Below are 5,020 nucleotides of genomic sequence, written 5' to 3' on the forward strand. Positions count from 1 at the left end.
GCGGCTGGCGGAGCTGTTCTAGAAGATCGTGGAGTTCTCGTCGATCGTGGAGCTCCTGGGCTAACCCGCATCGTTGCGACTTGGCTGGTTGACCCGGCAGGGGATGGCGAACCTCGGTGGACAGGATTAGGAAGCAGGTTCAGCCATTCATCGATGCTACTGGGGCGATTAAAAGGGTCTACCGCCATGCCTCGAACCACAGCTTGATTCACAGCCGCACTCAGATCCGGACGAAGGTCGCGAGGATCAGGAAGGGGTTGGCGATCTCGCAAAATCGAGGCAACTGGAACTTGAGCAGTGAGTAGTGTGTAGAGGGTAGCAGCGAGACCATACACATCCGTTGCCAGAGTTCGTTGTTCCTGTGGCAGATACTGTTCGATCGGTGCGTAACCGGGTGAAACCAGACTCGTGTGTGTTTGAACGGAACCAGGAGAAAACTCACGAGCAATTCCAAAGTCAATCAGTACTACTTGATCGGTACCTTGCCGTAGGATGAGGTTCTGCGGCTTGACATCGCGATGCAGCAAGCCATTTTGATGCACGATCTTAAGTGCCGCTGCAACCTGCCGAGCGTAGTGAATTGCAATACCTTCGGGTAGCGGCGTGTTGGGGAGCACAATGCTATCTAGCGTTTGTCCCGGTACGTACTCCATCACGATAAAGGGCAAGTCATCTTCGGTGAAGAAGTCCATCACTCGAACGATATTTGGATGGGTACACAACGCTAGCCGCTTTGCTTCAGCTTGAAAGTGTTGTTGAGATGGAATAAAGCTTGGGTCTTGCCGCAGGGATCTCTCGAGGGTCTTGATGACGACGGTTTGTCCCAGCGAATGTAAGACCGCTTTATACGTGACCCCAAAACCACCGCGTCCCAGTTCCTGTCCAACGGTGTATCTGCCATTATGTAAGCGGTAGCCGACAAGAGATGTCATACGGTGAGCAGAAGGGATTTAGCTTAACAGCGAGGTGCGGAAAGGTGGGTTAATAGTGTACAGGAAATAGCAATGACGCCTAACATTAGCACTCTGAGTCCCAAAAAAGTAACTCTTTGCTAGAAAAGAAGATAAGTCAATCGGAAACGCCTATTTAGAGAATAAAGAGTTCTTTATATGAAGCGGTCAAATCTGGTTACTCAAATCACAGCTTTTTTCATCACTTTTCACAGTGCACTCTTCCTCCCTATCTTTTCTTAGACGGCTTGAAATAGCTTCTGCAATTCATTCACCCGTTCAATAATAATGTTTCCGCTGCTTGCATAGAGGCACCATCTCTGCCAGTCCTCCTCTCGATCGTAAACATGGCTGCACTTCATCATACGCTTGACAAAATCGTTTCGCACTCTCGATCGCTTTAACGCCGAGCATCGGGTAATAGCGTTGCTTAATGCCGCAATCGCTCTGTTCGATCAGACTTAGCACACAACCGCTGGTTCCGGGCTCAACCTTTGGCAGCAGGTGGGACGCTTCACTGTTGGTCACTGTGCTGTGGATAACGATCTCAGAACGATAAGGCTGATGTGGAACGATATAGATTGTCTACGATACTTTGATGTGTGTCAAAATCTTAAGCTAGCCTACGAACCTGACACGCATCAAGTTCGATCGCGAAACCAGCAATCATGCCTTGCAGTGAGGCGTGCCCTTATTCAGCGCCACTTACTGTGCAAGGCAACGCTCTTTTGCACCCGCTATTTCAACGCTTTTCAGCCACCTTCGAGTTGCTCGGTCAGTTCAACGTCGCAACCATGAATCCGCATCTCCCGGGGTAAAGCCGCCGACCTTTCACCTCGATCGCCGGACTGGCGGCGGGACCGAACAGTGCACTATTTGCTCTGGCTGATGCTATTGATGAATCTTCTGGGAGTCATAAGCGGATACAGCAGCTTCAGGGGTTATATCAATTCGGAGTTCGGAGTTCGGAATACTCGCTGCGCGAGAAGCAAGCTACGGAATTGCAGAAGCTTGAGTCTGCCTGCGTTTTAGCGGTTTGATCTATGGCTGGGATTTAGAGAATTGGTGTTAGAAGACACCGTGAAGCGTTACCTTAACTCGCAGTGCCCCATCGATCGTTATTTCCCGACGGCTCTAATTCTCTGCATGGATGATTCTGGGTTGAGTTTCTAAAAGCGGGTCTACTTAGTCCAAGCGATCAATTTAAATCTTGTGTCGGTACGGCGCGTTTGATTAAGCGTTTGAACTCCTCCTTAAGAAGGGTCAACTTACTTAACTTTTTGCTGGATAGTAAGTAAATAGATGTCATATGCTTAAGCGGTGTGAAGTTCTCTAAAAGTTCAGCTTCCAAATAAGCTGTTGTCCTGCTGCAACCAGAGGTTAGCCATTTCTGTGAACTCCGGCAACCAACCCAACTGACCCAATTGCAGCCTTCAAAAGCGCTAGATGTTTCTTATGAAACAATTAATCGTTGAGAGAGCAAATCTATTCAGACCTCACCTCTGGTATTGAAACAAATTAGGAGGGATAGAGCGGGTCATGGGCGAAGGCAGCGAGATAACCTCTGAGAGCGTGTTTGCGGGCAGGGACGAGGTGGGGGCGTTGCTGCGAAACTCCTTCGGAGACGCTTTGCGATCGCTCGATTGGTCGCAAACCTCACTAGGAGCGGTTGAAACCTGGTCAGACAGCCTAAAAACGGCTGTGCAGATTTTGGTGACCGAACTCGACCAAGCCCAGAAGTTGAAATCGCTAGACTCCGATGTACCGCAGGAACGCACCCAAATCGATGCGTTTCGAGTCAAGCTCTCCAATGCGCTGCGCCTACTTACCGATGCCAACGAGATTCAGTCCACTGCTGCTCGCATTCTGGGTGATTCTCTAGGGGCAAGCCGCGTCATTTATACCGAAGTGTTACTAGGTGGTCAGGAGGGTGTCGTCCATAAAAACTACACGAACGGCGTTGCTGAACTGAAGGGTCTGTACCCTCTAGAGGACTTGGGACACGACCTGACGGACGACCATCAAGCAAAACCGACGATCGTGTCTGATGTGGCGAACTGCTCTGAATATGCCAGCCAGAAGGCAAGATATCGATCGCTCGAGATTGCCGCGCACATTAATGTGCCGCTGATCAAGAATCATCAATTGGTCGCGTTGCTGACTGTGCATCAGGCAACTCCTCGACAGTGGACGGCACAGGAGGTGCAACGAGTCGAGGAAACGGCAGAGCAAACGTGGGCAGCCGTTGAGCGTGCCCGTGCTGAAGTGGTACTGCGCCAATCTGAGGCAGAATACCGCACGTTGTTTGAGTCGATCGATGAAGGCTTTTGTGTCTGCCAACTGCTGTTTGACGAGAACGGCGAACCTGATGATCATCGAATCCTGAAAGCGAATGCGGCATTTGAGCGGCTGACCGGGCTGGAAAACGTAACAGGCAAAACAGCGCGAGAACTCGTTCCCGATCTAGAAGCCGATTTCCTTAAAACTTTTGCAAACGTCGTACGGACAGGCGAACCCATTCGATTTGAGCAGCAGTCGATCGCGATGAACCGATGGTTTGACCTCAACGTCTTTCGCATTGGGGAGCCACAAAGCCACCAGTTCGCTATTCTATTTACCAACATCACCGATCGCAAACGCACTGAGCTAAACCGAGAATTTCTTGCCACTATCAGTCAAGCCTTAGTTGAGACGGTGGACGTTGATGAAATTGTGCAGACTGTGGGCAGAGAATTGAACCGCTATTTGCAAATTTCAGCCTGCGCTTTCGTCGAAATCAACCAGCAATGGAATGAAGCAATCGTCAACTACGATTGGCATCAGGGCGATCAACCCAGCTTAATTGGGGTTTATACGCTCTTAGAGATGGTGACGGAGGAATTTCTGCAAGCGATAAAAGCTGGAGAGCCGATCGTAATCCGCAATTATGCCACCGACCCGCGCATCACCGATTTGTCTCGCTATACTGCGCTCAACATTTGTGCAGAAGTCAACATTCCGTTAATTAGAAACGGTAAATGGCGATTTTCTCTGGCGGTGTTTCATGCCGTGTCCTATGATTGGCGCGAAGACGAGATCGAGCTGATGCAGGAATTGGCAAGCCGCATCTGGGCAAAACTTGAACGCGCCCGTGCTGAAGCCGCCTTGCGCCAAAGTCGCGCCGAACTTGAACAGCAAGTGCAAAAGTTTAATGTCACGCTTTCGACGATTACCGATTTCGTATTCAGCTTCGATCTCGACGGGCGAGTGCTTTACGCCAATCAAGGGTTGCTCGATTTATGGGGTGTGACGGCAGCAGAAGCAAGCGGCAAAACGTTGGCTGAACTGAGCTACCCTGAAGCGAGCGATCGAGCATTCATGGACAGTGTATTTCAGGTATTTGAAACTAGAAAGACGGTTAAAGCCGAAACACCCTATACTAATTCAGCCGGAATCGGCGGCTACTTTGAATATAGTATCAGCCCTGTTTTTGCGGCCGATGGCACAGTCGAATTTGTTGTTGGCTCCTCTCGCAACATTAGCGATCGTAAACAGGTAGAAGAAGCACTGCGCCAGAGCGAAACCCGCTTCCGCCGCATTTTTGAGTGCGAAATGGTGCCAATGGCGATTTATACCAAAGTAGGTGGAATTATTGAAGCCAATAATTCCCTACTCAACCTGATTGGCTACACGCGGCAGGAGCTAGAAACAGGACAAATTAGCTGGCAAGCCTTGACTCCGCCGGAATATCGATCGTTGGATGAAATAGCGCTCAGCGAAATCGCCGTCAGGGGTGTTAGTACACCCTATGAAAAAGTCTACCTTCACAAAGACGGCAGACGAATTCCTATCCTCATTGGTGCTGCATTGCTTCACGAAGATGCCAGCAGTGGCGTTTTCTTTGCCATCGATCTGACCGAACGCAAACAAGCCGAAGCTGCCTTACAAGAGCAATCTCAGCTCATGCAGCTCATCCTCACAAACATAGGTGACGGCTTGGTTATGGCAAATCGACAGGGCAAGTTTGTTCTGTTTAATCAAGCAGCTGAACGGATGTTTGGTCGGCTCACAGATGAACAATCGCTTGAGGA

2 protein-coding genes are annotated in these 5,020 nt (G+C 49.9%); one reads left to right on the forward strand and one right to left on the reverse strand.

Features of this window, described 5'->3' with window-relative positions; genetic code table 11:
- Positions 1-932: serine/threonine-protein kinase (locus H6F43_RS09355; protein WP_190342519.1), on the reverse strand; the 932-nt coding region annotated here is incomplete at its 3' end.
- Between the two features lie 1,557 nt (positions 933-2,489).
- On the opposite strand from H6F43_RS09355, the gene H6F43_RS09360 reads away from it, so the two are divergent.
- Positions 2,490-5,020, forward strand: a 2,531-nt coding sequence (locus tag H6F43_RS09360; protein ID WP_190342520.1) for a PAS domain S-box protein, incomplete at its 3' end; no start/stop codon positions are given.

The sequence above is a fragment of the Leptolyngbya sp. FACHB-36 genome (assembly GCF_014695955.1).
Lineage (GTDB): Bacteria > Cyanobacteriota > Cyanobacteriia > Leptolyngbyales > Leptolyngbyaceae > FACHB-36.